Origin of the sequence: Nitratireductor sp. ZSWI3, assembly GCF_024655565.1 — a bacterium.
Taxonomy (GTDB): domain Bacteria; phylum Pseudomonadota; class Alphaproteobacteria; order Rhizobiales; family Rhizobiaceae; genus Nitratireductor.
On the sequence record NZ_JANKOF010000079.1, the window covers coordinates 1 to 23,153 of the forward strand.

The window sequence follows — 23,153 nt, forward strand, 5'->3', positions numbered from 1 at the left end:
GATCCTGACAGATGGAAACCATCTGTCAGGATCGCACCACCAGCCTTTTCAGAAGCGTCGCAAACAGAGCGCCCCGCAGCCGAGGCCGCTCCAGCACCTGCTCCGGCATCGCCATGGGAGCCACCGGCAGCGCAAAAGCGTCGAGCTCCAGTTTCCGGGTGCTCGTCTCAAGAACGCGCGTCATCGGTCTTTCTCCATTGGTAGCTCCAGGTTTCGGACAGCCGCTTGTCGTCCAGCTTGAGATAACCGTTCATCTCAACCGGTCGGGCACCGTTCGGCTTCAGATCGACCACCAGGCGCCACATTCCGTTGCTTTCGATGCGGGAAACCGTCGAATGAACGATGTCACCGCCGCCGACATTCACAACCGCCTCAATGTTCGAGTCGGCAGAAAGGTTCCGCAGGACCTCGCCGTCGAAATCGATCACGAACTTGCGCAGGCCGTCCGTGTTCTCCGTGCCGGAGACGCCGCCCTGACCGCTGCGCAAGGCCATGACCCGGGCAAAGCGGTCGGTCGGCTCCTCGATGGCGCCCCAGGTCAAGCGGTAGCTCAGATCCAGTTCCTCGCCTGCCTTGACCTGCTTCTCCGGCACCCAGAAGGCAACGATGTTGTCGTTGATCTCGAGCTTGGTCGGGATCTCCACGAGAGTGATCGTTCCCTTGCCCCAGTTGTCGAGCGGTTCGACGAGCAGCGAGGGGCGCCTCTCGTACCCGGCGCCGGCATCCTGGAAATGGGCGAAATCCCGGTCGCGCTGGAACAGCCCGAACGCCTGCGGGTTCTCCTCGGAGAAGAACGACATGGCAAGCTCGGCCGGGTTGTTCAGGTTGCGCCACAATTCGTCGCCGCTCTGCCGGATGATCTTCAGGCCGTCGCTGTCGTGCACGCGGCCGCGGTAATCGTCGAACGCGCTGTCGTTGTTCTCGGCGAAGAGGAACATCGAGGTCATCGGCGCGATGCCGATCCGCTCGATGTCCTTGCGGGCAAAGATGCGCGCGGTCACGGTCATCACCGTGCTCTGGCCCGGCACGATGACGAAGCGGAAGGCGCCGGTCACGCTCTCGCTGTCGAGCGCGGCGTAGACCGTGATCTCCTTGCTGCGGCGGTTCGGCTTCTCAATGTAGAAGTTGCTGAAACGGGGGAATTCCTCCCCGTTGGTGGTCGCCGTGTTGATGGCAAGGCCGCGCGCGGAAAGGCCGTAGAGCGTGTCGCGGCCGAGCGCGCGGAAGTAGCTGGCGCCCAGGAACGACACCAGCTCGTCCATCACGTCCGGGGCGTTGAGCGGATAATGGAGGCGGAAGCCGGCCTCCCCTTTCATGACGATGTTTTCGAACCGCGCCGGATCGAGCGGCTTGCGGTACTCGAAATCGCGCCCGGTGAAGATGATTTGCTTCGCGGTGCCGCCTTCGACGGAATAAAGGCCCACGGGCTCCTTGAAGAGCCAGCCCATGTGGAAAGCCTGCAGCTCGAAAGGCGCCTCACCCTGCCACAAGGCGTGGTCGGGCCTGAACCGGATCGCCCTGTGCTCATCGTAGGTGAGCTCGGCGATCGCTTCGGGAAGTTCGGCCTTGGGCGCACTATAGGGCTCGGACGCTTTCGCCCGCATGGCCTGCGTCAGGCCATCGAAGGAAAACGGCTGTGTGTCACCGCCGGCATCGTGCCCGGCTTCGGGCGTTGGTGCCTCGGTCTGCTGGGAATATGCGGAAGAAGAGAGCGCCACGAGGCTGGTGGTGCCCAGCAGCGGCGCCGTCAGGCAAGAAGCAATAAAGGAACGTCGGTCCATCAAGGGAACTCGTATGCGAGAAACGTTGCAGAAAGCGGCTTTAAAACGCGTGCAACTTCAAACGCACGAATTGCGGTAAGGTTTTGGCATTGCACGTAACATTCGAAGAACGCCTGTCATCAAACTTTAGAAACGGCACGCTGAGCGGCGCGCCGCTTTACTGCGCCGGCGGGCGACTTGCAATCCTCATTTGAATCGTGCCCAATCGTCTGTGACACCTCGCGTCGAAGTGTCTCACCACCGAAATCTGCCGCAGGGTGAACCAATGGCCCGGGCAGCAAAACTTTCCGGGGAAATGCAATGGATCTTGGACTGAAAGAAAAGCGTGCGCTCGTTCTTGGCGCCAGTCGCGGCCTCGGCGCGGCGATCGCCGAAGGGCTGGCGCGTGAAGGGGTTCACGTGACGGCGGCGGCCCGCAACAAGGATGCGATCTCGGCCTGGGCCGGAAAGCTTCCCTCCGGCTCGGGCAAGGTCACCTTGGAGCCGCTCGATCTGTCGGATCTTGCCGCCATCGATGCGCTTGCCGACAAGCTTCTTGCCGAGGGCGGCGTCGACATTCTCGTCAACAACACCGGCGGCCCGCCCCCTTCGACGGCGCTGGATGCCAAGCGCGATGACTGGCTCGCCCATTTCGAGACCATGGCGGCCAACATCTTCCATCTCACGCAGCGCCTGCTGCCGCCGATGCGCACGCGCAAATGGGGCCGCGTTCTGACCGTCACCTCCTCCGGCGTCGAGCAGCCGATTCCGGTGCTCGCCCTGTCGAACGGCATCCGTTCGGCCATCGTCGGCTGGTCGAAGACGCTGGCGGGCGAAGTCGCCAGGGATGGCGTGACGGTGAACGTTCTAATGCCCGGCCGCATCCACACGCAACGCGTCGTCGAGCTCGACACGGCTGCGGCAAAGCGTTCGGGCAAGCAGCTCGAAGACGTGTCCGCGGCCATGGCTGAGACGATTCCGATGGGACGCTATGGCCGGCCGGAAGAGTTTGCCAATGTTGCGGTGTTCCTCGCCTCCGAGCGCGCTTCCTACGTCACCGGCACGAAAATCCGGATCGACGGCGGCGCCACGCGGTCCGTCTAACCCTTGTCTTTGAGCGCCCGCCCAAGAGCATGCCAGGAAGCCTTGGGCGTGCGTTCCAACGTGTCGAAATCGACATGCACCAGGCCGAAGCGCTTTTCGTAGCCGAGCGACCATTCGTAATTGTCGAGCAGCGACCAGACGATATAACCCTTGACCGGCGCGCCCTCGTCGATGGCGCGCCGCACTTCCTTCAGGTGCCTGTTGAGGTATTCGATCCGCGCGGGATCGTCCACGCGCCCGTCCGACAAGGTGTCGGGCGATGCCATGCCGTTTTCCGTGACGTAGATCGGCAGGCCCTTCGTGTAGCGGCGATGCGTCCAGGTGATGAAGTGGTGGAGGCCTTCCGGGAAGATCTCCCAGTTCATCTGCGTCTTGGGCAGCGGCCCCTCGACCTCCTTCAGGGCGGGAAACTGCCCGCTGCCGTCCGGGGCGATCACCTTGCGCGTGTAATAATTGATGCCGAGCCAGTCGACCGGCGTGCCGATGATGTCGAAGTCCTGTTCGTAGCCTTCAGGCATGTGCGGGCCGAGCCCTTCCAGCACGTCCTGCGGATAGGCCTTGTCGAACACGCCGCCGAGAAACCAGCGATTGTAGATGCCGTCATAGAGCCTGGCCGCGCGAGCGGCTTCGGGACTGTCGTCGGCCGGTGAGGCATATTCGAAGTTGGTGACAAGACCCAGGTTCTTCATGCCGAGCGAGCGCATCGCCTGGGTCGCCCGGCCATGCGCCAGGAGCACGTGGTGCATCGAGCGCGCGGTGGCGCGGATATCGCGCAGGCCCGGCGCATGCTCTCCGAGAAAATGGCTGAGCCAGGAAACGCACCAGGGTTCGTTGATGGTCGCGGCCGTCTCCAGGCGATCGCCGATTCGCTTCATGATCACCTCGGTATAATCGGCGAACCAGTCGGCGACGTCGCGGTTGCGCCAGCCGCCGAGATCGGCGAGCGGCACCGGAAGATCCCAGTGGTAGAGCGTAGCGAAGGGCTGCAGCCCCCGCTCCAGCATGCCGTCGACGAGCCGTTCGTAGAAATCGAGGCCGGCGGGATTGGGTGCCCCACGCCCCTCCGGCAGCACGCGCGACCAGGAAATGGAAAAGCGATAGCAATCAAGCCCCGCGTCCCGCACCAGGTCGAGATCTTCCCGCCAGCGATGGTAGTGGTCGCAGGCCGTGGCTCCGTCCTCGCCCCGCACTGTGTTGCCGGGAGTGGCCGCGAAGGTGTCCCAGTGGGAGAGGCCGCAGCCCCCGAAGCGGCGGCCCTCGATCTGGTAGCCGGAGGTGGCCGCGCCGAAGACGAAGCCGGGCGGAAAATCGGCACGCGCAAGATCGAGGTCCATAGGCTTCCTGTCGGACATGTTGGCTCCTGCCGGTTGGTTGAAGAGAGTTGTCTTTCAGCGACGGCGCGGCGGCGCCGTGGTCTGGCCGATCACGAAATCGGCCTCCCAGAGCTCGCTCTCGAGGGGGGCGTCGGGATTTTCGATCCTGTCGAGCAGCATTTGCGCGACGCGCTTTCCCGCCTCGCGAATGGACGAGCGCATCGCGGTGAAATAGGGGATTTCGCGGCCACCGCCCCGGTAGCCGGACTGCAGGAACGACAGGCAGTCGTCGAAGGCGATGATCGAGACGTCGTCACCGGGACGCAGCCCCAGATCGCTGAGGGCACGGGTGACGCCGAGAGCCGGAAGAACGCTGGCGACCAGCACCGCCGTCGGCGGGTCGTCGAGGTCCATCATCTCCCGCGTCGCCCGGTAGCCGTAGGGCTCGACCATGTCCTCGCTGTGGAGCAAAGCCGGATCGACGGCTATCCCCGCCTCCTCCAGGGCGATCTCGTAGCCCTGCCGCCGACGATGCGCGAAATTCATGGCTTCGAGGCCGTTGACCAGGGCAATGCGGCGATGTCCGAGGTCGAGCAGGAACTTCGCCGCCCGGTGAAAGGCGCGCCGGTTGTTGACATCCATCCAGGAATAATCCGACCCCTCCTCGTCGCAGCGGCCGTGCACGACGAACGGAAGCCCCAGCGAGTTGAGGATTCCGATGCGGGAATCACTCGTCTGCGGCCCGTGCACGACAACGCCGTCGACCCGCTGGTCCTGCGCCAGGTTCGAATAGATGCGCACCTGCTCCTCGAGCGGCGCCAGCCGCAGGAGGATATCGTAACCCGCCTGCGCATAGGTCTCACCCGCACCGGCGATGAAATCGGCAAAGTGCGGGTTGATCATGATGTGCTCGGAGAGCGACACCACATGGCCGATCAGCCTCGATTTGCCTGTGGCGAGGCTGGCGGCGCTCGGGCTGGGCCGATAGTTGAGCCGCTGCGCCGCCTCGATCACACGGGCTCGCGTCTTTTCGGCCACTTCAGGAAAACCGTTCAGCGCGCGCGATACCGTCGTCTGGGACAGGCCCAGAGTCTCCGACAGGGTTTTCAGGTTGACGGTTTTGCGCGCGTTCAAGACGCCTCCTACATACTCAAAGCGCTTTTAAAAAATTGGTGTCACATCCTGCCCGCAGGATCAAGAGATTGATTCTCAATGATGTGTTTAGCCGAAAACAATCGCCGGAATGAAGCAAATTGGGAGAAAATCGCCATTTTTTGATACCGACCCTTGACTCGGAAGGACCGGAGATTGATGGTGCAAAAATCCAAAGCGCTTTGAAAGGCTACGCCGGATTGTGAAGCGCGCGGAACAGAAGAAGTCGAGGAGGAGCGGCCGGGGGTCGCCAGTGGAGGAATTCATGAAGACGTCCATGATCGTCGGCGCCATGGCGCTGGCGCTTTCCTGCGGGGCTGCCTATGCGGCCGATTTGAAGTTCGCGCCGGGCGAGGATCAGCGCTTCAACTGGAAGAGCTACGAGGATTTCAAGGCGGCCCATGACCTTTCCGGCCAGCAGATGAGCCTTTTCGGCCCGTGGCTGAGCTCCGACAAGGATCTGGTCGAGTCCGTCACCGCCTATTTCGAGGAAGCCACCGGCGCCAAGGTGAACTATTCGGGTTCGGACTCCTTCGAGCAGCAGATCGTCATCGACACGCAGGCCGGCAGCGCGCCGAACGTCGCAGTCTTCCCACAGCCGGGCCTTGCCGCCGACCTTGCCTCCAAGGGCCTGCTCGTGCCGCTCGGCAGCGAGACCGCCGACTGGATCAAGGAAAACTACGCGGCCGGCCAATCCTGGGTCGATCTCGGCAGCTATGAGGGCAAGGACGGCACCACATCCTTCTACGCCTTTCCTTACAAGGCCGACGTGAAGTCACTCGTCTGGTACGTCCCGGAAAATTTCGAGGATGCGGGCTACGAGGTGCCTCAGACCATGGAAGAGCTGAAGGCGCTTTCGGAGCAGATCGTGGCCGACGGCGAGACGCCCTGGTGCATCGGCCTCGGCTCCGGCGGCGCCACCGGCTGGCCGGCCACGGACTGGGTCGAAGACCTTATGCTGCGCACGCAGCCGCCGGAGGTCTACGACCAGTGGGTGAAGAACGAGATCCCCTTCGACGACGAGCGTGTCGTCGCGGCGATCGAGGAGTTCGGCTATTTCGCCCGCAGCGACGATTATGTGGACGGCGGCACGGGCGCGGTTGCTTCGACCGACTTCCGCGACAGCCCCAAGGGCCTCTTCGCATCGCCGCCGAAATGCTATCTGCACCACCAGGCATCCTTCATCCCCTCGTTCTTCCCCGAAGGAACGCAGCTCGGCCGTGATGCCGACTTCTTCTACTTCCCCGCCGACGCGGAAAAGGACCTCGGCACACCGGTGCTGGGTGCCGGAACGCTGTTCGCCATCACCAAGGATTCGGAAGTGGCACGCGCCTTCATCGAGTTCCTGAAGACACCGATCGCCCATGAGATCTGGATGGCTCAGGCCGGCTTCCTGACGCCGTTCACGGGTGCCAATCCCGAAGCCTATGCCAACGAGCCGCTCAGAAAGCAGGGCGAAATCCTGACCAGCGCCACCACCTTCCGCTTCGACGGCTCCGACCTGATGCCCGGCAGGATCGGCGCCGGCGCCTTCTGGACCGGCATGATCGACTATGTCGGCGGCAAATCGGCCAAGGATGTCGCAACCGACATCCAGAAGGAATGGGACGCCATCAAGTAAGATCCCGACCATGAATGCTGCCGCCCTGCCCCCTTCCTCGGTGGCGGGGTGGCCAGCCACAACGGATTGTGGGGCGATGCCCCGGGAGGCTGACATGGCCATTTCCTCGACTGCGACCTCCTCACCGGCCGGATCGTCCGGCCCTGGAGGCTTCTTCATCACCCTCGCCATAGCGCTGATCGTTATGATCGCCGGCATTGTCGTCAGCGTCGCCTGCGCGGTGGCCGTGTTCGCCGCGCTGAACACCGTCCTGCCCGACATCATGCTGATCCAGGCCGTTCTGGTGATGATCCTGGGGGTCGCCGCCTGCTTCGGCTATTTCTGGGGCTCCAACCGCATCCTCGATACGATTTACCCGCCGCGCGGCCGTAACATCGCCGACAACATCAACAAGGCGAACGGCATCCGCCCCTGGCTGTTTCTCGGCCCGGCGGTGGTGATCCTCGGCATCTACCTCGTCTATCCGGTGATCAACTCGATCATCCTGAGCTTCCACGGCCCCGACGGCAACCGCTGGATCGGCGGCGCAAACTATGCCTGGCTCGCCAGGGACACGGCCTTCCGGGAAAGCATGCGCAACAACATTCTGTGGCTGTTCGTCGTGCCGGCGGCGGCCACCTTCTTCGGCCTGATCGCCGCCGCGCTGACCGACCGCATCGGCTGGGGCAACCTCGCCAAGAGCCTGATCTTCATGCCGATGGCGATCTCTTTCGTCGGCGCCAGCGTCATCTGGAAGTTCATCTACGACTATCGCGCCGAGGGCGCCGAGCAGATCGGCCTTTTGAACGCGGTCGTGACCTTCTTCGGCGGCGAGCCGCAGGCCTGGATCACGCTGCCCTTCTGGAACAACTTCTTCCTGATGGTCATCCTGATCTGGATCCAGACCGGCTTTGCCATGGTGATCCTGTCGGCCGCCCTACGCGGCATCCCCGAGGAAACGGTGGAGGCGGCGATCATCGATGGCGCCTCGCCCTTCCAGATCTTCTACAAGATCAAGGTGCCGCAGATCTGGGGCACCATCGCCGTGGTGTGGACCACGATCACCATTCTGGTCCTCAAGGTGTTCGACATCGTGCTGGCCATGACCAACGGCCAGTGGGGCAGCCAGGTGCTCGCCAACTACATGTTCGACTGGATGTTCCGTGGCCTCGATTTCGGCAGGGCCTCGACCATCGCCCTCGTCATCATGGTCATGGTGACGCCGATCATGATCTGGAACATTCGCGAAGCGCGGAAGGACATGAAATGAGCACGGTCGTCGGAACCCGCCCGGCCCTCACCTGGGCCGTTCATCTCGCAGTCCTCTTTCTCGTGGCCCTGTGGACCCTGCCGACCTTCGGCATCCTCGTCTCCTCGCTCCGCGACAAGGATCAGCTCGCCCTCAGCGGCTGGTGGACGGCACTCGGCCCGGCCGAACGAAACGTCGTCGCCCGCGCAGCACCGCCCGAAGAGGCGAGCCAGGAAGGCGACCGCTGGGTGCTGAAGGGCAACGTCTTCCAGGGCGGCGGCAAGGCGACGGCCTTCGGCATATCCTCGCGCGCTCCGTCGGCCTACGACGTCGGCTCGACGGTCGAACTGCAGGGCGGCGGGACGCTGACCCTCGATGCCGATGGCAACTACACCATCGCCTATGCGCGCCAACCCGAAGCGGGCCGCGGCCAGCGCATCTTCGTGACCTCGGTCGAGCCGCCGAGATTCACGACCGAGAACTACGAGAACGTGCTGTTCTCCGAGGGCTTGGGCAAGAGCTTCATCAACACGATGACGGTGACGATCCCCGCCACAGTGATCCCGATCCTGATCGCCGCCTATGCGGCCTATGCGCTGGCCTGGATGGAGTTTCCGGGCCGCGCCCTGCTGCTTGCGGCCATCGTCGGCCTGCTGGTCGTGCCGCTGCAGATGTCGCTGATCCCGCTCCTCAGGCTCTACAACGACGTCGGCATCGGCAAGTCCTATATCGGCATCTGGCTCGCCCATACGGGCTTCGGCCTGCCGCTCGCCATCTATCTGCTGCGCAACTACATGGCGGGCCTGCCGCGCGAGATCATCGAGAGCGCCAAGGTCGACGGTGCCTCCGACTTCGAGATCTTCCGTAAGATCATCCTGCCCCTGTCCTTCCCGGCACTCGCCTCCTTCGCCATCTTCCAGTTCCTCTGGGTGTGGAACGATCTGCTGGTCGCCACGGTCTTCCTCGGCAACAACGAGGAGCAGCTGGTGCTGACGGGCCGGCTGCGCGAGCTGCTCGGATCGCGCGGCGGCAACTGGGAGATCCTGACGGCCTCGGCCTTCATCGCCATCGTCGTCCCCATCCTCGTTTTCTTCGCAATGCAACGTTATCTGGTCCGCGGCCTGCTCGCCGGGTCCGTCAAAGGAGGCTGATCGCTCTCATGAATGTCCTGCACGATGCTCCCTTCGAACACGCCCCCGGAGCGATGAGCCGCCATGCGGAGGATCCGGACTGGTGGCGTGGCGCGGTGATCTACCAGATCTATCCGCGTTCCTTCCAGGATTCCGACGGCGACGGCATCGGCGATCTCAAAGGCATCACCCAGCGCCTGCCCCACATCGCCTCCCTGGGCGTCGACGCGATCTGGATCTCGCCGTTCTTCACCTCGCCGATGCTCGATTTCGGCTACGACGTGTCGGACTACAAGCAGGTCGATCCGATGTTCGGCTCGCTGGCCGATTTCGACGCGATGATCACCGAGGCGCACCGCCTCGGCCTGAAGGTGATGATCGACCAGGTGATCTCGCACTCGTCAGACCGGCATCCCTGGTTCGTCGAGAGCCGCCAGAACCGCACCAATCCGCGTGCCGACTGGTATGTGTGGGCGGATCCCAAACCGGATGGCAATCCGCCCAACAACTGGCTATCGATCTTCGGCGGCTCGGCATGGCAGTGGGACACCAGCCGCTGCCAATATTACCTGCACAATTTCCTGGCGAGCCAGCCGGACCTGAACTTCCACAATCCGCAGGTGCAGGACGCGTTGCTCGACGCCGTGCGCTTCTGGCTCGACCGCGGGGTCGACGGCTTCCGGCTCGACACGATCAACTTCTACTTCCACTCGGCCGGCCTCGAGGACAACCCGCCGCTCGAGCATGACCAGCGCAACGCGAAGATCGCGCCGGCGGTCAATCCCTACAACTTTCAGGAACATCTCTACGACAAGAACCAGCCCGAAAACATCGCGTTCCTGAAGCGGTTCCGCGCCCTCCTCGACGAGTATCCCGGCACCACCGCCGTCGGCGAGGTGGGCGATGCCCAGCGTGGCCTGGACATCGTCGCCCAATACACGAGCGGCGGCGACAAGGTGCACATGTGCTACTCGTTCGAATTCCTGTCGCAGGAGCCCCTGTCGCCGATGCGGGTGCGTTCGGTCATGGAGACGTTCCAGGAAAAGGCGCCGGACGGCTGGTCATGCTGGAGCTTCTCCAACCATGACGTGGTGCGCCATGCTTCCCGCTGGGCCGACCAGGTGCATGACCGCGATGCCTTCCTGAAGATGACGACCACGCTCATCCTCTCGCTGCGCGGTTCCGTTTGCCTCTACCAGGGCGAGGAACTGGGCCTGACCGAGGCCGTGCTGGACCTGAGGGATCTGCAGGATCCCTACGGCATCCAGTTCTGGCCGACCTTCAAGGGACGCGACGGATGCCGGACCCCGATGGTCTGGTCGGAAACCGAGCCGAATGCGGGTTTCAGCGCCGGCAGGCCCTGGCTCCCGGTGCCGCCGGAGCACCTGCACCTTGCCGTGTCGGCGCAGACCGCACGGGACTCGCTTCTCGCGCATTACCGCGACATGCTGGCCTTCCGCGCCCGGCATGCCGAACTGGTCAAGGGCGACATCAGGTTCCTCGACGGCGGCGAGAACGTGCTCCTGTTCGAGCGCATCATCGCCGGCTCGACGATCCTTGTCGCCATCAACATGAGCGAACAGGCGGCCGAACTGTCACTGAATCTCGAGAACCACGAGACGATGGCCGATTCCGGCGCGGCCGGATGGGTCGAGAACGGCGCACTCAAGCTCCCTCCCTACGGGAGCTGGTTCGCCAGAAAAGGGGGACGACCATGACTGCTCTCAATCTGCAGGACATCCACAAGAGCTACGGCGCGACGAAGGTCATTCACGGCATCGACCTGAAGATCCAGGAGGGAGAGTTCGTCGTCTTCGTCGGCCCCTCCGGCTGCGGGAAATCCACACTATTGCGCATGATCGCCGGCCTTGAGAGCATCACCGGCGGCGACATGCACATCGGCGGCGAGCGCGTGAACGACATCCCGCCCTCGCAGCGCGGCATCGCGATGGTGTTCCAATCCTACGCGCTCTACCCGCACATGACGGTCTTCGACAACATGGCCTTCGGCATGAAGATCGCCAAGGCGCCGAAGGCCGAGATCGAAAAGCGCGTCAGGGCGGCCGCCGAGATCCTGCAGCTCACCCCCTATCTGGATCGGCTGCCGAAGGCGCTTTCGGGCGGCCAGCGCCAGCGCGTCGCCATCGGGCGGGCCATCGTGCGCAATCCGAAAGTGTTCCTGTTCGATGAGCCGCTGTCCAACCTGGACGCGGCCCTGCGTGTCGCCACCCGCATCGAAATCGCCAAGCTCAAGAGCTCGATGCCCGACACGACGATGATCTACGTGACCCACGACCAGGTGGAGGCGATGACGCTCGCCGACCGCATCGTCGTGCTGTCGGCGGGGCATATCGAACAGGTCGGCGCACCGATCGAACTCTACGAGCGGCCGGCCAACCTGTTCGTGGCGCGCTTCATAGGCTCGCCTGCAATGAACATCCTGCCGGCGACGATCGAGAAGACCGGACCATCGACCACGATCAGCCTTGCCGGACGATCGGCCGAAGTGCCCATCGCCTCCCCGGACGCGCTGGCCGGGAAACCGGCCAAGTTCGGCGTCCGTCCCGAAGATCTGCGCCTGGCCGATGGAAAGGATCACCTCTTCGAGGGGAAGGTCCACTTCGTCGAGCGCCTCGGCGAGGTGACCAACATCTACCTCGACGTCGACGGCGTGGAAGAGGCGATCGTGATCAAGGTGGCCGGCGTGCAGCACAACCAGAAAGGCGAGACCGTGCGGGTCACCGCCTCGCCCGAAAGGATGCACCTGTTCACGCAAGAGGGCCGCTCGCTTCTTTATCTTTGAGCAGGTGAAAGCTGGCCAAGGCGTGCGCAACCGGCCTGATCCGCCGAGGCGAGCCGTTCAGCCGGTGATCAGCGGCCGCTCGGTCCTGACGATGCGCGAGGCCATCAGCGCCCGTTCCAGATAGCGGGAATTCTCGTCGGGATCCTCCGAGGGGTCGTCGAACGTCACGTAATTGACCTCGACGGCAGCGTTGTCGGCGCTCAGTTCCAGGGTGAAATAGATGGTCGCGCCGCGCGGACGCAGTTCGAGATCGAGCAGAATGCGGGGATTGCCGGTCCAGTGGACGTGGGCTTCGCAGCCATGCCCGAGCCGCAACGTGCCAGGCATGAAGTAGAGTTCCGCAGCGGATTCGATGATGTCGGCAATGCTGGCCATGCTCTCCAGGCGGATGAAGGCGACATAGTCCGAGACTTCGACAAGCCGAAGCTCGTTCGCCACCGCGCGGATGGCGTCGGCGACAATGATCTCTCGCGCAGGCGAATGCGGTTGCCTGTCCATAATGTATCCCTGCTGAACTAAGAACCCTCCCCAGCCCGGTAGATGCGGCGGATCAGCTCCGCCACAGCCTTGTAGAACTGAGTGGGAATGAGGTTATCAACCGAAACTTGTTTGTACATGGAGCGGGCAAGCGCCGGCTCCTCGAACACGGGTATGTTGTTGGCGGTGGCGATCTCGCGGATTTTCAACGCCACGAGATCCTGGCCCTTGGCGACGACGACCGGGGCGGCGTCCTCGTCGCGCCGGTAGCGAAGCGCGATCGCGAAATGCGTCGGGTTGGCGATCACCAGCGTCGCCCGCGGCACCGCGGCCATCATGCGCTGGCGCGCCCGGTCCCGCGCCAGCGAACGCAGGCGCGCTTTCACGATCGGGTCGCCTTCCGCCTGCTTGTGCTCGTCCTTCACCTCCTGGCGCGTCATGCGCAGGTCCCGCCGCCACTGGAAGCGGGACCAGAAGAGGTCGGCAACGGCGATCGCCGCGACCACCAGCGTGACCACCACCAGGCTCTCGACGGCGATGTTGCGGATGACATTGGTGAATTCCACCGGATTGGTGATCATGCCGGCCAGAAGGCGGGTCTCCGCCTGCCGCATGGCGAAGATCAGGAAACCGCCGGCCACCACGAGCTTGCCGAGCGACTTGGCGAACTCGACGAACCCCTTGACCCCGAAGATGCGGCTCCATCCCTCCTTCAGTGAGATCCGCGACAGCTTCGGCCTGATGCGGTCGATGACGAGGCGCGGCGTGTTCTGCAGGACGGAGGCGGAGATGCCGCCGGCGACCAGCAGAACCATCAGGATGCCGACGACCTTGGCGATCTCGATGAAGACGAGCTGGTAGATGGCGACCGCATCCGCCTGGGTTTCCAGTTTCCAGCCGTCGGCACGCTCGAGGAAGATCGACAGGAAGCTGCCGAGCCGGACCGCGCTGTCCTGCGCGAAGAAAAGCGCGAAGGCCAGCATCGCCAGGAAGGAAGCGAAGACGGGCGCCTCCCTGGAGAAAGGCAATTGCCCCTTCTCGACGGAATCGCGAACCTTCTTTTCCGTCGCTTCCTCGGTCTTGCTTTCCTTGTCGGCTCCCTCTGACATCGACGTCGGCTAGCTACGCAGCCGCCCGCTGCATGCCCGGCAGCTCGAACGTCCCCTTCTGGGACAACTGCACGGCGGTGGCGGAGATGCGCCGGCGCGCCTGCAGGATCTCGTCCATCGGGATGTCTTCCGCACCCGTGCTCAGCTCTGCCTCGATCATGCGGCGCGTGCGCTGGCCGAGAGCGGACAGGACCGCCTCGACCGTGTCCGGCGAGGCGTTGCGCAGCGCGAGCGTCACCATGTCGCTCGGCAGGCCGTCGAACAGGGCGACCCGCGCCTTCTGCGGGAGCAGCACGATCTCCTCGAAGCTGAAGAGCTGCGAGCGGATCGCGCCGACGTCGCTCGTGCCGGCCACCTCCAATTCGTGGATCACCTCGTCGACCTGTGCCTTGTCGAGCTCGTTGAGCAGATTGGCGACGCGGGTGAGGCCGGCCGCCGAATCCCTGCCGCTGCGCATCGAGCGCAGAAGGTCGCTCAACCGCTTCTCGATCAGCTTCTTGGCCGGGGCCGGCATGTCGCCTGTCGAAGCCATGCGGCCCAGGACTGCGGCACGCAGCGACCTGTCGAGCGTGACCAGGACCTTTGCCGCCATGGGCGGGGCGATGCTGGCAAGGATCACCGCGACGACCTGGGGATGTTCGCCGGACAGGATCTCGACCAGGCGCGCCGGCTCCATCTTCTCGAGCTCGGCCCAGACCTCTTCCGCCTCGGCGGATGCGGGATCGCCGCGCCCCATCAACAGGTTGACTTCCTCCTCCGACAGGGTCTCCGCGAGGATGGTGTCCATGCTGTCGGCAGAATCGACCAGGCCCGCACCTTCGGTGAACTCGGATTCGAATTCGGAGACCACCCGTTCGAGCTGCGCCTGGGGGATCGTGCGCAGCAGCCGCGCGCCGTCGATCAGAGCCTTCAATTCCTCCTGCTTGAAGAATTTCAGCAGCCGGCCGGCGGAGGGCTTGCCCATTGCCACCAGGATCGCCGCCGCCTTCTGCGCCTGCGTCAGAGCCACCAGTTCAGTCATCGCCCAAAATCTCCCTGCCCGAGCCTTCGCCCTACCGTCACTTGCCGCCGGTGCCGGCGATCTCGGTCAGCCGGACGCCGAAGCGCGACGGATCGTCGTCGACCAGCGTGATCTCGCCGCGTGCGATGCGCCGGCCGTTGACGACGATCTCGACCGGCTCGCCGATGCGCCGGTTGAGCGACACGGTGGAATCCTTCTTCAGCGCCATCAGCTGCGAGACGGGCATTTCCGCGGTGCCCAGCACGATCTGCAACTCCACGGGGATGCCCATGATCAGGTCGCGATTGTCGTCGGGATTGACTGCTCCGCCGCGCGGCGCTTCTTCATGCAGAACGCCCTTCAGCTCTTCGATCGCTTTGTCCAGCTCTCCCTCGCCGCTCTGTTGCGGCTTGGATTCGGCTTTGCTCATGATGTTCTCCTTCACCGCGTATCCTGTCTCAACGTGCCAGGAGCCCATCGACGACATCCTGCCGGGCGTCGAACGGTTGCTTGATGCGGACCGTGTAGTGGTTTCCCGATTTTCCGAAATCGCAGAGGAACACCGTCTTGTCGCGCACGGCCAGCCGCACCTCGGACTGCGCACCCTCCCCGAACTCGATGACCTGCCCCTCGTGGAGCGACGCCAGATCGCCGAGCGCCATGCGCATCAGCGGGATGGTCGCTTTTATGCTGACGTTCGAACGCAGCACCTCGTCGTTGAAGCGGTGCGTCCAGTCGCTCGCCTGCGCGCTCTCCGCCCGCTTGTCGTGCTGCGGCGCGCCGCGCATTTCGAGGATCAGCCGCTGCGGCATCCATACGGTCAACACCCCGCCGCCCTCCTCCCCGCCGAGCGAGAAGCGGATCCGCACGCCGGGCCCGTCGCGCACCACGAACCGGCGGAAGTCGGCTCCGGAAAGCAGCTTCGGCAACGGCATCCGCAGCCCGAGCGCACGGGCACCGGTGCCGTTGAGCGCCTTGGCGAACACCTCGAAGGCGATCGCTGCGACGTCGCACTCGATGGCCGAGGGTGGCCGCTCGCTCGGCGGCGCCGGCAGATCCGGATCGCCGCCAAACATGGCGCTGACGAGCACGGAGATCGCCCGCGGATCGAGCCGCATGCTCAATGCATCGCCGGAAGCTTCCGAGGGGACGACCACCAGCGCGTCGCAGCAATCCGCGCTCGGTTTCAGTTCTGCAAGGCGGACGATCTCGATATCGAGAACGTCCACCGCGACCGGAACGGGAAGCCGGTCGGTAAACGCCTCCAGGATCTGCGGCAGCGCCCGCAGGGCGCAGGCGCGCGCCGCTTCCGAAACGCGGCGCGGGTCGCCCGTGGCTCCCACCAGGCGCTCGACGACGAGCGCGCGCATCAGTTCCGGATTTTCCGTCAGCGCCATGACCGACCGCCTCTCCACGCCGGCCGGCGCATCACGCCGCCTGCCTGTCGGCAACGCCGCCGGGGCTCATGGTGCTCTGCTCGACCGCGTCGATCGACGGGCGGTCATACGCGGAGATGGTCTTGCGGCCGAATTCGAGCGCCACCTGCGGAAGCGAGCCGTTCATATAGGCGAGCAACGTTTGCTTGACGATCACGTAAAGCCTGTTCTTCTTCTCGCGGACGATCTTGATCTTGGTCGCGATCGGGCCGACCACCGCATAGGACATGAAGATGCCGAGGAAGGTGCCGACGAGCGCCGCACCCACCAGGGCGCCCAGGATTTCCGGTGACTGGTCGAGCGCCCCCATGGCCTTGATGACACCGAGCACCGCAGCCACGATGCCCAGCGCAGGCAGGCCTTCCGACACCGAGATCAGGGCATGGTACGACTTCAGCTTGTCGCGGCGGATGGTCTGGATTTCCTCGTCCATCAGCGCCTCGATCTCGAAAGGCCGCGCATTGCCGATGATGATGATGCGGCAGTAGTCACAGATGAAGTTCATCAGGTCGCGGTTCTTGAGAATGGTGGGATAGGTCTGGAAGATCGCCGACTCTTCCGGATTGTCGATATGCGCCTCGACCTCGCTGCGCGACTTGGTACGCAGCTCACGCATCAGGCTGTGCAGGACGCCGAGCGTTTCGAGATATTCCGTTTCCTTCGGCACGGCCCCCTTGAAGGCTTCCAGGCATGCCTTGCCCGTGTCCTTCACCGTCGACATGGGATTCGCCACGAGGAACGTACCGAACGCCGCGCCGCAGATGATCACCGCTTCCCATGGCTGGATCAGCACGTCCACATGCCCGCCCATCGCCATGAAGCCGCCGATCACGCAGCCGAGCGTCACCACCAGTCCGACAAGAATGCCCATCTAACCCGTCGCTTTCGTTTGGCCTTTCCCCTCTCCTAACCGCCGTGCCTTGTGTGAGGCTTGAATGGGCGCATGACGGCCGAAAGCCTCGCGCAAGACTGCTCGCCTAGTCTGCCGTTACGAACGGTGGCGGAGGGCGCGCCTTGATCAACACATTCCTGAGCTTCAACCTGATCAACCGCGACTTGTCGCGTTCGCTCGAGCGCGTCCAGTCGCAGCCGATGGTGCAGCGCGAGACCGAATATTATCTGGCCAATATCGGCAACGTGACTTCGATCGAGGAGTTCGTGGCCGACGACCGCCTGTTCCGCTATGCGATGAAGGCGCACGGGCTAGAGGACATGGCCTACGCCAAGGCCTTCATGGTCAAGGTCCTGGAGGAAGGCATCAGCGATCCGGAGAGCTTCGCCAACAAGCTCACCGACAAGCGCTATGTGGAGTTCGCCCGCACCTACAATTTCGTCGCCGGCGGCGCGTCGACCACCACCTACAATCCCGCGCAGAAGGGCACGATCGACAAATACATCACCTTTGCCATCCGCAACGGCACCAGCCCGAACGACGAGCAGCTCCTCGCCGACATCAACCACTATCTGGCGAAAATCCCGCAAGTGAAGTCCGCGGACGATCTGCTGGCCGACAACCGGCTGCTCACCGTCGCCATGCTGGCACATGGCTTCACGGACGAGGTGATCGACAAGCAGGTGCTCAAACAAGTGCTCGAAGGCGGCATCGACGACCCTGAAAGCCCGGCCAACCGGATGGAGGACAAGCGCTTCGCGGCGCTCGCCGAGAGCTTCAACTTCGCGCGCTACGGCGAGGATGCCACCACCTACAACGTCACGCAGGCGCCGACGATCGACAAATATCTGCGCCAGACGCTGGAGGAGGATGCCGGCGAACAGAACGAGGGCGTCCGCCTCGCGCTCTATTTCCAGCGCAAGGGCCCCGAGCTGCGCTCCTATTACGAGATCCTTGCCGACAAGGCGCTGAGCCGCGTCGTGCGGACGGCGCTCGGCTTCCCCGAGGCGCTCGCGCAGGCCGATATCGACAAGCAGGTCGAGATGATCAAGGACCGGATCGATCTCACCGATTTCCAGGATCCCGAAAAGCTCCAGGCGTTCCTGACGCGCTTCACCACCCTGTGGGAGCTGGAGAACCCCTCCAACCCGCAGCAGACCTCCATCGCCGCGCTTTTCAGCCAGCCGACGGAATACGGCATTTCGACCGACATGCTTTTCACCATTGCGCAACTGAAGAGGTAGCGACGTTTCATGCAGACCGGACTTTACGTAGCCCTGTCCTCCCAGGTCGCGCTCGAAAGACGACTGGCCACGCTTGCCGACAACGTGGCCAATGCCGGAACCGCGGGCTTTCGCGCAGCATCCGTCAACTTTCAGGACATCGTCAACGGAACCGGGCCGGATTCGGTCTCCTTCGTGACTCCCGGCGCACCCTCGGTCGATGTCAATGCGGGCGGTCTGCGGGAGACGAAGAATCCCTTCGATTTCGCCATCCGGGGCGATGCGTGGTTCGCCCTCGACACGCCCGCCGGCACCGTCGTGACCCGCGACGGACGCTTCACCATGCGCGAGACGGGCGAATTGGTGAGCATCGACGGATATCCCGCGCTCGATGCCGGCGGCGCGCCGCTGCTGCTCGACCCGCTGGGCGGCCCGCCCGAAGTGGCGGCCGACGGAACCCTGCGCCAGGGCGACCGGCTGGCGGGCGCCATCGGCCTCTATGCCTTCTCCCCGCCGCCGGACCATGCCCGTTTCGGCAATTCGGGCTTCGTCGCGCCCGACGCTCAGCCGGTCGTCGATCAGCCGGATATCGGCGTCGCGCAAGGGTTCGTCGAGGAGTCGAATGTCAACGCCGTTCATCAGATGATGAGTCTGATCCAGGTGCAGCGCACCTTCGAGCAGGTGACGGCCCTGATGAGCGACAGCGACACCGCCCTTAAAGACGCGATCAAGCTGCTCGGCGCATGACGACGGTGTTGAACGCGCTGGAGCACGCTTATCGCCGCATCGCCTGCGACGATCGTTTCCTCGTCAGCCATGGCGGACGTGTCAGCGAGGTTTCGCCAACCCACTACCGCGTCGACGGGCTCTCGCGGACGGCGAGACTGGGCGATCTGGTGTCGTCCCGCAGCAGACGTGGCGCCGGATCGGGCGAAGTGGTGCGCATCATGCCGGACAGCGTCCTGGTGGCACCGTTCGACGATGCCGGCGCCATCGGGCTCGGGCAGGCGGTCTTCAACCGTGGACCGGTGCATCTCGCGCCCGGGCCGGACTGGCGCGGCCGTGTGGTCGATGCGCTCGGCCGGCCGGCGGATTCCAAACCGGCGCCCGCTGCCGGCCCTGCGGCGATGGCCACCCCGTCCGCCACACCGCCCGCGATGCAGCGGCAACGGGTTTCCGAAAGCTTCATGACCGGCGTTCGGGTCATCGACATCTTCACGCCGCTCTGCCACGGACAGCGCCTCGGCATTTTCGCAGGCTCCGGCGTCGGCAAATCGACGCTTCTGTCGATGCTCGCCAATGCCGACGCCTTCGACACGGTGGTGATCGCACTCGTCGGCGAGCGCGGGCGCGAAGTGCGGGAATTCCTGGAAGACACGATCGGGCAGGCTGGCATGGCCAAGTCGGTTGCCGTGGTGGCGACCAGCGACGAGAGCGCCATGATGCGCCGCCGCGCCCCGGACACGGCGATGCGCATCGCCGAATATTTCCGCGACCGCGGCGACAAGGTGCTGCTGATCCTCGATTCCATCACCCGCTTTGCCCATGCGCTGCGCGAGGTGGCGATCGGCGCCGGCGAACCGCCCGTCGCCCGGGGCTATCCCGCTTCGGTTTTCACCGAACTGCCCCGGCTGCTCGAGCGCGCCGGCCCCGGCGAGAGCGGATGTGGCTCCATCACCGCAATCCTGTCGGTTCTGGTCGACGGCGACGATCACAACGACCCCGTCGCCGACGCGGTGCGCGGCATTCTCGACGGGCATGTGGTGCTCGACCGGTCGATCGCCGAACAGGGACGTTATCCGCCGGTGAACCCGCTATCCTCGATCTCGCGCCTCGCCGACCGCGCCTGGTCGGCCGACCAGAAGCGGCTTGTCCTGCGCCTTCGCGCCATGCTCGCCCGCTACGAGGACACGCGCGACATCCGCCTTCTGGGCGCCTACCAGGCTGGCGTCGACCCGGAGCTCGACCAGGCCGTGCGCCAGGTGCCGCTGATCTACGACGTCCTCAAGCAAGCGCCTGGTGATCGCCCGTCGGCCGACCCCTTCGCCGATCTGGCGATCAAGCTGAGAGCCGGAGAGCCCGTCGCATGACCGAGAAGCTCGCAAGCCTCGAACTGCCGGACGGCAGCTTGACGGAAACGACCGAAACCAGGATGCCCGGCAGCGCCGCCGAACGCGCGCCGCACCGCAGGAGCCTCCTTCCTTTCCGTGCGGCAAAGCCGAAGACCCAGAAGCCTCCGAGCGGCAGCGGGGATTGGGTGATCATGATCGGCGGCATCGGTCTTGCCACCGTCTGCGCCCTCTTTCCCTGGTACATCTTCTTCAATCAGGACGAATTCGGCGTGCGGCCGCTCACCTTCGAGGGAAGACCGGCAACCGGCGGCTCGCCGGGGATGCGCCTTCCCGAGCTTGTCGGAATGCGCATTCCCCAGCGCATCATCGAGTTCCCGGAGCTCGACTACGGCGCAACGGGCACCGTCGGCAGCGAACCTGCAAAGGCGCTGGAAGACCAGCCCTATCCCGGCGACTTCAGGAGCTTCCGGCTGGTCGACGCGGCCAACGGCCGGGCCATGATCGAGGATGAGGACGGATACTGGATCGTGCAGCGCGGGTCATGGCTGCCCGACGGCAGCCGGGTGGCGCGCATCCAGCGCCGGCAAGGCACGTGGGAGATCGTCACCACGCGCGACGCGGTGATCGCCATGGCTGCAAGATAGCGGGAAGACGCAAGGCCCGCACAAGACTGGCCGCTTAAGGTGAGGCTCAAACACGTCCGGATAGACAGAGAGACCCCGTGGTACAGCCCGTCAACCTGTTCGATCTCGCCACCCAGCAGGCGAAGTGGCTTTCCGTCCGGCAGACGACGGTCGCCAGCAACGTCGCCAACGTCAACACGCCCGGTTACAAGGCGCTCGAGATCGAGCCTTTCGAGAACGTGCTGAAGGGGACGCGCGTCGCCCTGCGGAGCACGGCCGACAATCACATGAGGATCGGCGCGACCAACGCATCCTTCGCAGTCGACAGCACCGACGATCCCACCGTGCTGCCGTCCGAGAACACCGTCAGCATCGAGAAAGAACTGGTCAGCGCCGGCGAGGTGCGCCGTTCGTTCGAATTGAACACCGCCATCGTCAAGGCGTTCCACCGCATGCTCATGAACACGTCGAGGGGATAGTGATGGATCCTCTTTCCGCCTCCCTGAAAGTCGCCGCATCCGGCCTGCAGGCGCAGTCCGAGCGCATGCAGGTCGTCTCGGAGAACCTGGCCAACGCCAGGTCGACCAGCGAGGTGCCGGGCGGCGATCCCTATCGGCGCAAGACCATCAGCTTCGTTGCCGAGCTTGACCGCGAGATCGGGGGCAGCATCGTCGAGGTCGGTTCCGTCGCAAACGATCCTTCCGCCTTCACGATCGAATACGATCCCGGCCACGAAGCGGCGGATGAGCAGGGCTACGTGAAGCTGCCCAACGTCAACGTGCTGATCGAAATGGCCGATATGCGCGAGGCCAATCGCGGCTACGAAGCCAACCTGCAGGTCATCAAGCAGGCACGCGAACTGATTTCCATGACCATTGACCTGATGCGGAGCCAGTCATGATTCCTCCAGTCGGCGCGATCGCCCCTTCCACCCTCGCCGGCCCGGCGGCCGTGCAGCCGGCCCGCCAAGCCGCGACATCGGAGACTGGCGAGGCCTTCAGTGCCATGCTCGGCGAGGCCGCCGCGAACACGATGGCCAGGCTCGGACATGCGGAAACCGTTTCGCTGAAGGCGCTTCAGGGAGAGGCCGACGCACGCGAGGTGGTCGATGCGGTGATGAGCGCCGAGCAGGCTCTTCAGGCGGCGATCGCCGTGCGCGACAAGCTCGTCACCGCCTATCTCGAAATCAGCCGCATGGCCATCTAAGGAGACCGACCGATGAAAGCCCTGTCGATCGCGGCCACCGGCATGAGCGCCCAGCAGCTCAACCTCGAGGTGATCGCCAACAACATCGCCAACATCAACACGACGGGGTTCAAGCGTGCCCGCGCCGAATTCTCCGACCTGCTCTACCAGACCGAGCGGCTGCAGGGCGTGCCGAGCCGCGCCAACCAGGCCATCGTTCCGGAAGGTGCCAATGTCGGCCTCGGCGTGCAGGCGGCGGCCGTGCGCAACCTGCACATCCAGGGTCCGCTGACCAACACCGGCAACAAGCTCGACGTGGCACTGGTCGGCAAGGGCTGGTTCGAGATCGAGGGCACGGACGGCGAACCGCTCTACACACGCGCCGGGGCCTTCAACACCAACGCCACGGGTCAGCTCGTGACCACCGAGGGCTATACGGTGTCGCCGGCGATCGTCGTCCCGGAGGATGCGGTGGAAATCGTCATCAACAAGACCGGCCAGGTCTTCGCGCGGATCGACGGCCAGGTGGAGTTGCAGAATCTCGGGCAGCTGACGCTGGCCAACTTCGCCAACGAAGCGGGCCTTGCACCGATCGGCGACAATCTGTTCCGCGAAACCGCCGCGTCCGGCGCCGCGATCCAGGGCGTTCCCGGCGATCCCGGTTTCGCCACCGTCGAGCAGGGCTACCTCGAAGGCTCCAATGTCGATCCGGTCAAGGAAATCACCGAACTGATTTCCGCCCAGCGCGCCTATGAAATGAATTCCAAGGTCATTCGGGCGGCCGACGAAATGGCCGCCACCGTGACCCAATCGATACGGTAGAAACAGTGAAACGGCACCCCGCCCTCCTCGCGCCTGCCTTCGCGCTTGCGGTGCTTCTCCTCCCGACGCCCGATGCCGGCGCCGAGGAGCGGGCGGTGGTGCCGACCCGCGTCATCTATCCGGGCGAGACGATCAACTCCGACACACTGAACGAGATCGTCCTGCGCCGGCCGCCGCGCGACGGCGCGGCGGTCGCCCGCGCG

Annotated in this window: 24 protein-coding genes and 1 pseudogene; 15 read left to right on the forward strand and 10 right to left on the reverse strand. The window is 64.4% G+C overall.

Going from position 1 to position 23,153, the window contains the following annotated elements; genetic code table 11:
* Positions 1-25: 25 nt before the first annotated feature.
* Positions 26-184, reverse strand: coding sequence for a hypothetical protein (locus NUU27_RS19300; protein WP_257763801.1), 159 nt, complete (start codon positions 182-184; stop codon positions 26-28).
* Positions 168-1,781: a glucan biosynthesis protein gene (locus NUU27_RS19305; RefSeq protein ID WP_257763802.1), complete on the reverse strand. Its 1,614-nt coding sequence runs from the start codon at positions 1,779-1,781 to the stop codon at positions 168-170. The genes NUU27_RS19300 and NUU27_RS19305 overlap by 17 nt, the downstream gene beginning before the upstream one ends.
* A gap of 300 nt (positions 1,782-2,081) precedes the next feature.
* Here NUU27_RS19305 and NUU27_RS19310 point away from each other — a divergent pair, with 300 nt between their 5' ends.
* A complete protein-coding gene (locus NUU27_RS19310) occupies positions 2,082-2,864 on the forward strand; it encodes an SDR family oxidoreductase (RefSeq protein WP_257763803.1) in 783 nt (260 codons plus the stop codon).
* On the opposite strand, the gene NUU27_RS19315 is transcribed toward NUU27_RS19310, so the two are convergent.
* Both NUU27_RS19315 and NUU27_RS19320 read right to left on the reverse strand, forming a co-directional pair.
* Entirely contained in the window at positions 2,861-4,216 is a 1,356-nt protein-coding gene (locus NUU27_RS19315) for a GH1 family beta-glucosidase (RefSeq protein ID WP_257763805.1), read from the reverse strand. The two genes, NUU27_RS19310 and NUU27_RS19315, sit on opposite strands and share 4 nt — an antisense overlap.
* Positions 4,217-4,252: 36 nt before the next feature.
* Positions 4,253-5,311: a LacI family DNA-binding transcriptional regulator gene (locus NUU27_RS19320; protein ID WP_257763806.1), complete on the reverse strand. Its 1,059-nt coding sequence runs from the start codon at positions 5,309-5,311 to the stop codon at positions 4,253-4,255.
* A 283-nt stretch (positions 5,312-5,594) separates the two neighbouring features.
* On the opposite strand from NUU27_RS19320, the gene NUU27_RS19325 reads away from it, so the two are divergent.
* The 5 genes from NUU27_RS19325 (at position 5,595) to NUU27_RS19345 (ending at position 12,111) form a co-directional block, all read left to right on the forward strand.
* Positions 5,595-6,950 (forward strand): ABC transporter substrate-binding protein, encoded by a 1,356-nt coding sequence (locus NUU27_RS19325; protein ID WP_257763807.1) that lies wholly within the window; start codon positions 5,595-5,597, stop codon positions 6,948-6,950.
* A gap of 262 nt (positions 6,951-7,212) precedes the next feature.
* The gene (locus NUU27_RS19330; protein ID WP_257763829.1) at positions 7,213-8,199 is read left to right on the forward strand and encodes a carbohydrate ABC transporter permease; all 987 of its coding nucleotides are present in this window, start codon (positions 7,213-7,215) and stop codon (positions 8,197-8,199) included.
* Entirely contained in the window at positions 8,196-9,329 is a 1,134-nt protein-coding gene (locus tag NUU27_RS19335) for a carbohydrate ABC transporter permease (protein WP_257763809.1), read from the forward strand. The genes NUU27_RS19330 and NUU27_RS19335 overlap by 4 nt, the downstream gene beginning before the upstream one ends.
* Positions 9,330-9,337: 8 nt before the next feature.
* Positions 9,338-11,026 carry an alpha-glucosidase family protein gene (locus tag NUU27_RS19340; protein ID WP_257763810.1) on the forward strand — a complete coding sequence of 563 codons (1,689 nt, stop codon included), beginning with the start codon at positions 9,338-9,340 and terminating at the stop codon, positions 11,024-11,026.
* Complete coding sequence (locus NUU27_RS19345; RefSeq protein ID WP_257763811.1) at positions 11,023-12,111, forward strand: ABC transporter ATP-binding protein; 1,089 nt, start codon at positions 11,023-11,025, stop codon at positions 12,109-12,111. Before NUU27_RS19340 ends, NUU27_RS19345 begins: the two co-directional genes overlap by 4 nt.
* A 57-nt stretch (positions 12,112-12,168) precedes the next feature.
* Here NUU27_RS19345 and NUU27_RS19350 read toward each other — a convergent pair whose 3' ends face one another.
* The 6 genes from NUU27_RS19350 to motA are packed head-to-tail and all read right to left on the reverse strand — an operon-like array spanning position 12,169 to position 17,004.
* Entirely contained in the window at positions 12,169-12,609 is a 441-nt protein-coding gene (locus NUU27_RS19350; protein ID WP_257763812.1) for a hypothetical protein, read from the reverse strand.
* A 17-nt stretch (positions 12,610-12,626) separates the two neighbouring features.
* Positions 12,627-13,697 (reverse strand): flagellar biosynthesis protein FlhB, encoded by a 1,071-nt coding sequence (flhB, locus tag NUU27_RS19355; protein ID WP_257763813.1) that lies wholly within the window; start codon positions 13,695-13,697, stop codon positions 12,627-12,629.
* Between the two features lie 13 nt (positions 13,698-13,710).
* Positions 13,711-14,718 carry a FliG C-terminal domain-containing protein gene (locus NUU27_RS19360; RefSeq protein WP_257763814.1) on the reverse strand — a complete coding sequence of 336 codons (1,008 nt, stop codon included), beginning with the start codon at positions 14,716-14,718 and terminating at the stop codon, positions 13,711-13,713.
* A 37-nt stretch (positions 14,719-14,755) separates the two neighbouring features.
* Positions 14,756-15,127 carry a flagellar motor switch protein FliN gene (gene fliN, locus NUU27_RS19365; RefSeq protein WP_257763815.1) on the reverse strand — a complete coding sequence of 124 codons (372 nt, stop codon included), beginning with the start codon at positions 15,125-15,127 and terminating at the stop codon, positions 14,756-14,758.
* Between the two features lie 28 nt (positions 15,128-15,155).
* Positions 15,156-16,094 (reverse strand): FliM/FliN family flagellar motor switch protein, encoded by a 939-nt coding sequence (locus NUU27_RS19370; protein WP_257763816.1) that lies wholly within the window; start codon positions 16,092-16,094, stop codon positions 15,156-15,158.
* Positions 16,095-16,125: 31 nt separating this feature from the next.
* Positions 16,126-17,004 carry a flagellar motor stator protein MotA gene (gene motA, locus NUU27_RS19375; RefSeq protein ID WP_257763817.1) on the reverse strand — a complete coding sequence of 293 codons (879 nt, stop codon included), beginning with the start codon at positions 17,002-17,004 and terminating at the stop codon, positions 16,126-16,128.
* A gap of 143 nt (positions 17,005-17,147) precedes the next feature.
* Between motA and NUU27_RS19380 the strand changes: the two genes are divergently transcribed.
* The 9 genes and pseudogenes from NUU27_RS19380 to NUU27_RS19420 all read left to right on the forward strand — a co-directional run.
* Positions 17,148-18,269: a DUF1217 domain-containing protein gene (locus NUU27_RS19380; protein ID WP_257763818.1), complete on the forward strand. Its 1,122-nt coding sequence runs from the start codon at positions 17,148-17,150 to the stop codon at positions 18,267-18,269.
* A 9-nt stretch (positions 18,270-18,278) separates the two neighbouring features.
* Positions 18,279-18,995, forward strand: a complete 717-nt coding sequence (gene flgF, locus NUU27_RS19385) for a flagellar basal-body rod protein FlgF (RefSeq protein WP_257763820.1) — start codon at positions 18,279-18,281, stop codon at positions 18,993-18,995.
* Positions 18,992-20,338 (forward strand): flagellar protein export ATPase FliI, encoded by a 1,347-nt coding sequence (gene fliI, locus NUU27_RS19390; protein ID WP_257763821.1) that lies wholly within the window; start codon positions 18,992-18,994, stop codon positions 20,336-20,338. The genes flgF and fliI overlap by 4 nt, the downstream gene beginning before the upstream one ends.
* Entirely contained in the window at positions 20,335-20,964 is a 630-nt protein-coding gene (locus NUU27_RS19395; protein ID WP_257763822.1) for a hypothetical protein, read from the forward strand. Before fliI ends, NUU27_RS19395 begins: the two co-directional genes overlap by 4 nt.
* Before the next feature lie 77 nt (positions 20,965-21,041).
* Positions 21,042-21,422 carry a flagellar basal body rod protein FlgB gene (gene flgB / locus NUU27_RS19400; RefSeq protein WP_257763823.1) on the forward strand — a complete coding sequence of 127 codons (381 nt, stop codon included), beginning with the start codon at positions 21,042-21,044 and terminating at the stop codon, positions 21,420-21,422.
* A gap of 2 nt (positions 21,423-21,424) precedes the next feature.
* On the forward strand, positions 21,425-21,844 hold the full coding sequence (gene flgC / locus NUU27_RS19405; protein WP_257763825.1) for a flagellar basal body rod protein FlgC: 420 nt from the start codon (positions 21,425-21,427) through the stop codon (positions 21,842-21,844).
* Positions 21,841-22,149, forward strand: coding sequence for a flagellar hook-basal body complex protein FliE (locus NUU27_RS19410; RefSeq protein WP_257763827.1), 309 nt, complete (start codon positions 21,841-21,843; stop codon positions 22,147-22,149). The genes flgC and NUU27_RS19410 overlap by 4 nt, the downstream gene beginning before the upstream one ends.
* Positions 22,150-22,161: 12 nt before the next feature.
* A complete protein-coding gene (gene flgG, locus NUU27_RS19415) occupies positions 22,162-22,950 on the forward strand; it encodes a flagellar basal-body rod protein FlgG (RefSeq protein WP_257763828.1) in 789 nt (262 codons plus the stop codon).
* Positions 22,951-22,955: 5 nt separating this feature from the next.
* Positions 22,956-23,153 (forward strand): annotated as a pseudogene (locus NUU27_RS19420) (flagella basal body P-ring formation protein FlgA); the annotation flags it as partial.

Bases quoted from the DNA above. Each gene is read 5' to 3' on its own strand.
- NUU27_RS19300 (WP_257763801.1), bottom strand. From the start codon at position 184: ATGACGCGCGTTCTTGAGACGAGCACCCGGAAACTGGAGCTCGACGCT.
- NUU27_RS19305 (WP_257763802.1), bottom strand. From the start codon at position 1,781: ATGGACCGACGTTCCTTTATTGCTTCTTGCCTGACGGCGCCGCTGCTG.
- NUU27_RS19310 (WP_257763803.1), top strand. From the start codon at position 2,082: ATGGATCTTGGACTGAAAGAAAAGCGTGCGCTCGTTCTTGGCGCCAGT.
- NUU27_RS19315 (WP_257763805.1), bottom strand. From the start codon at position 4,216: ATGTCCGACAGGAAGCCTATGGACCTCGATCTTGCGCGTGCCGATTTT.
- NUU27_RS19325 (WP_257763807.1), top strand. From the start codon at position 5,595: ATGAAGACGTCCATGATCGTCGGCGCCATGGCGCTGGCGCTTTCCTGC.
- NUU27_RS19330 (WP_257763829.1), top strand. From the start codon at position 7,213: ATGCTGATCCAGGCCGTTCTGGTGATGATCCTGGGGGTCGCCGCCTGC.
- NUU27_RS19335 (WP_257763809.1), top strand. From the start codon at position 8,196: ATGAGCACGGTCGTCGGAACCCGCCCGGCCCTCACCTGGGCCGTTCAT.
- NUU27_RS19340 (WP_257763810.1), top strand. From the start codon at position 9,338: ATGAATGTCCTGCACGATGCTCCCTTCGAACACGCCCCCGGAGCGATG.
- NUU27_RS19345 (WP_257763811.1), top strand. From the start codon at position 11,023: ATGACTGCTCTCAATCTGCAGGACATCCACAAGAGCTACGGCGCGACG.
- NUU27_RS19350 (WP_257763812.1), bottom strand. From the start codon at position 12,609: ATGGACAGGCAACCGCATTCGCCTGCGCGAGAGATCATTGTCGCCGAC.
- flhB (WP_257763813.1), bottom strand. From the start codon at position 13,697: ATGTCAGAGGGAGCCGACAAGGAAAGCAAGACCGAGGAAGCGACGGAA.
- NUU27_RS19360 (WP_257763814.1), bottom strand. From the start codon at position 14,718: ATGACTGAACTGGTGGCTCTGACGCAGGCGCAGAAGGCGGCGGCGATC.
- fliN (WP_257763815.1), bottom strand. From the start codon at position 15,127: ATGAGCAAAGCCGAATCCAAGCCGCAACAGAGCGGCGAGGGAGAGCTG.
- NUU27_RS19370 (WP_257763816.1), bottom strand. From the start codon at position 16,094: ATGGCGCTGACGGAAAATCCGGAACTGATGCGCGCGCTCGTCGTCGAG.
- motA (WP_257763817.1), bottom strand. From the start codon at position 17,004: ATGGGCATTCTTGTCGGACTGGTGGTGACGCTCGGCTGCGTGATCGGC.
- flgF (WP_257763820.1), top strand. From the start codon at position 18,279: ATGCAGACCGGACTTTACGTAGCCCTGTCCTCCCAGGTCGCGCTCGAA.
- fliI (WP_257763821.1), top strand. From the start codon at position 18,992: ATGACGACGGTGTTGAACGCGCTGGAGCACGCTTATCGCCGCATCGCC.
- NUU27_RS19395 (WP_257763822.1), top strand. From the start codon at position 20,335: ATGACCGAGAAGCTCGCAAGCCTCGAACTGCCGGACGGCAGCTTGACG.
- flgC (WP_257763825.1), top strand. From the start codon at position 21,425: ATGGATCCTCTTTCCGCCTCCCTGAAAGTCGCCGCATCCGGCCTGCAG.
- NUU27_RS19410 (WP_257763827.1), top strand. From the start codon at position 21,841: ATGATTCCTCCAGTCGGCGCGATCGCCCCTTCCACCCTCGCCGGCCCG.
- flgG (WP_257763828.1), top strand. From the start codon at position 22,162: ATGAAAGCCCTGTCGATCGCGGCCACCGGCATGAGCGCCCAGCAGCTC.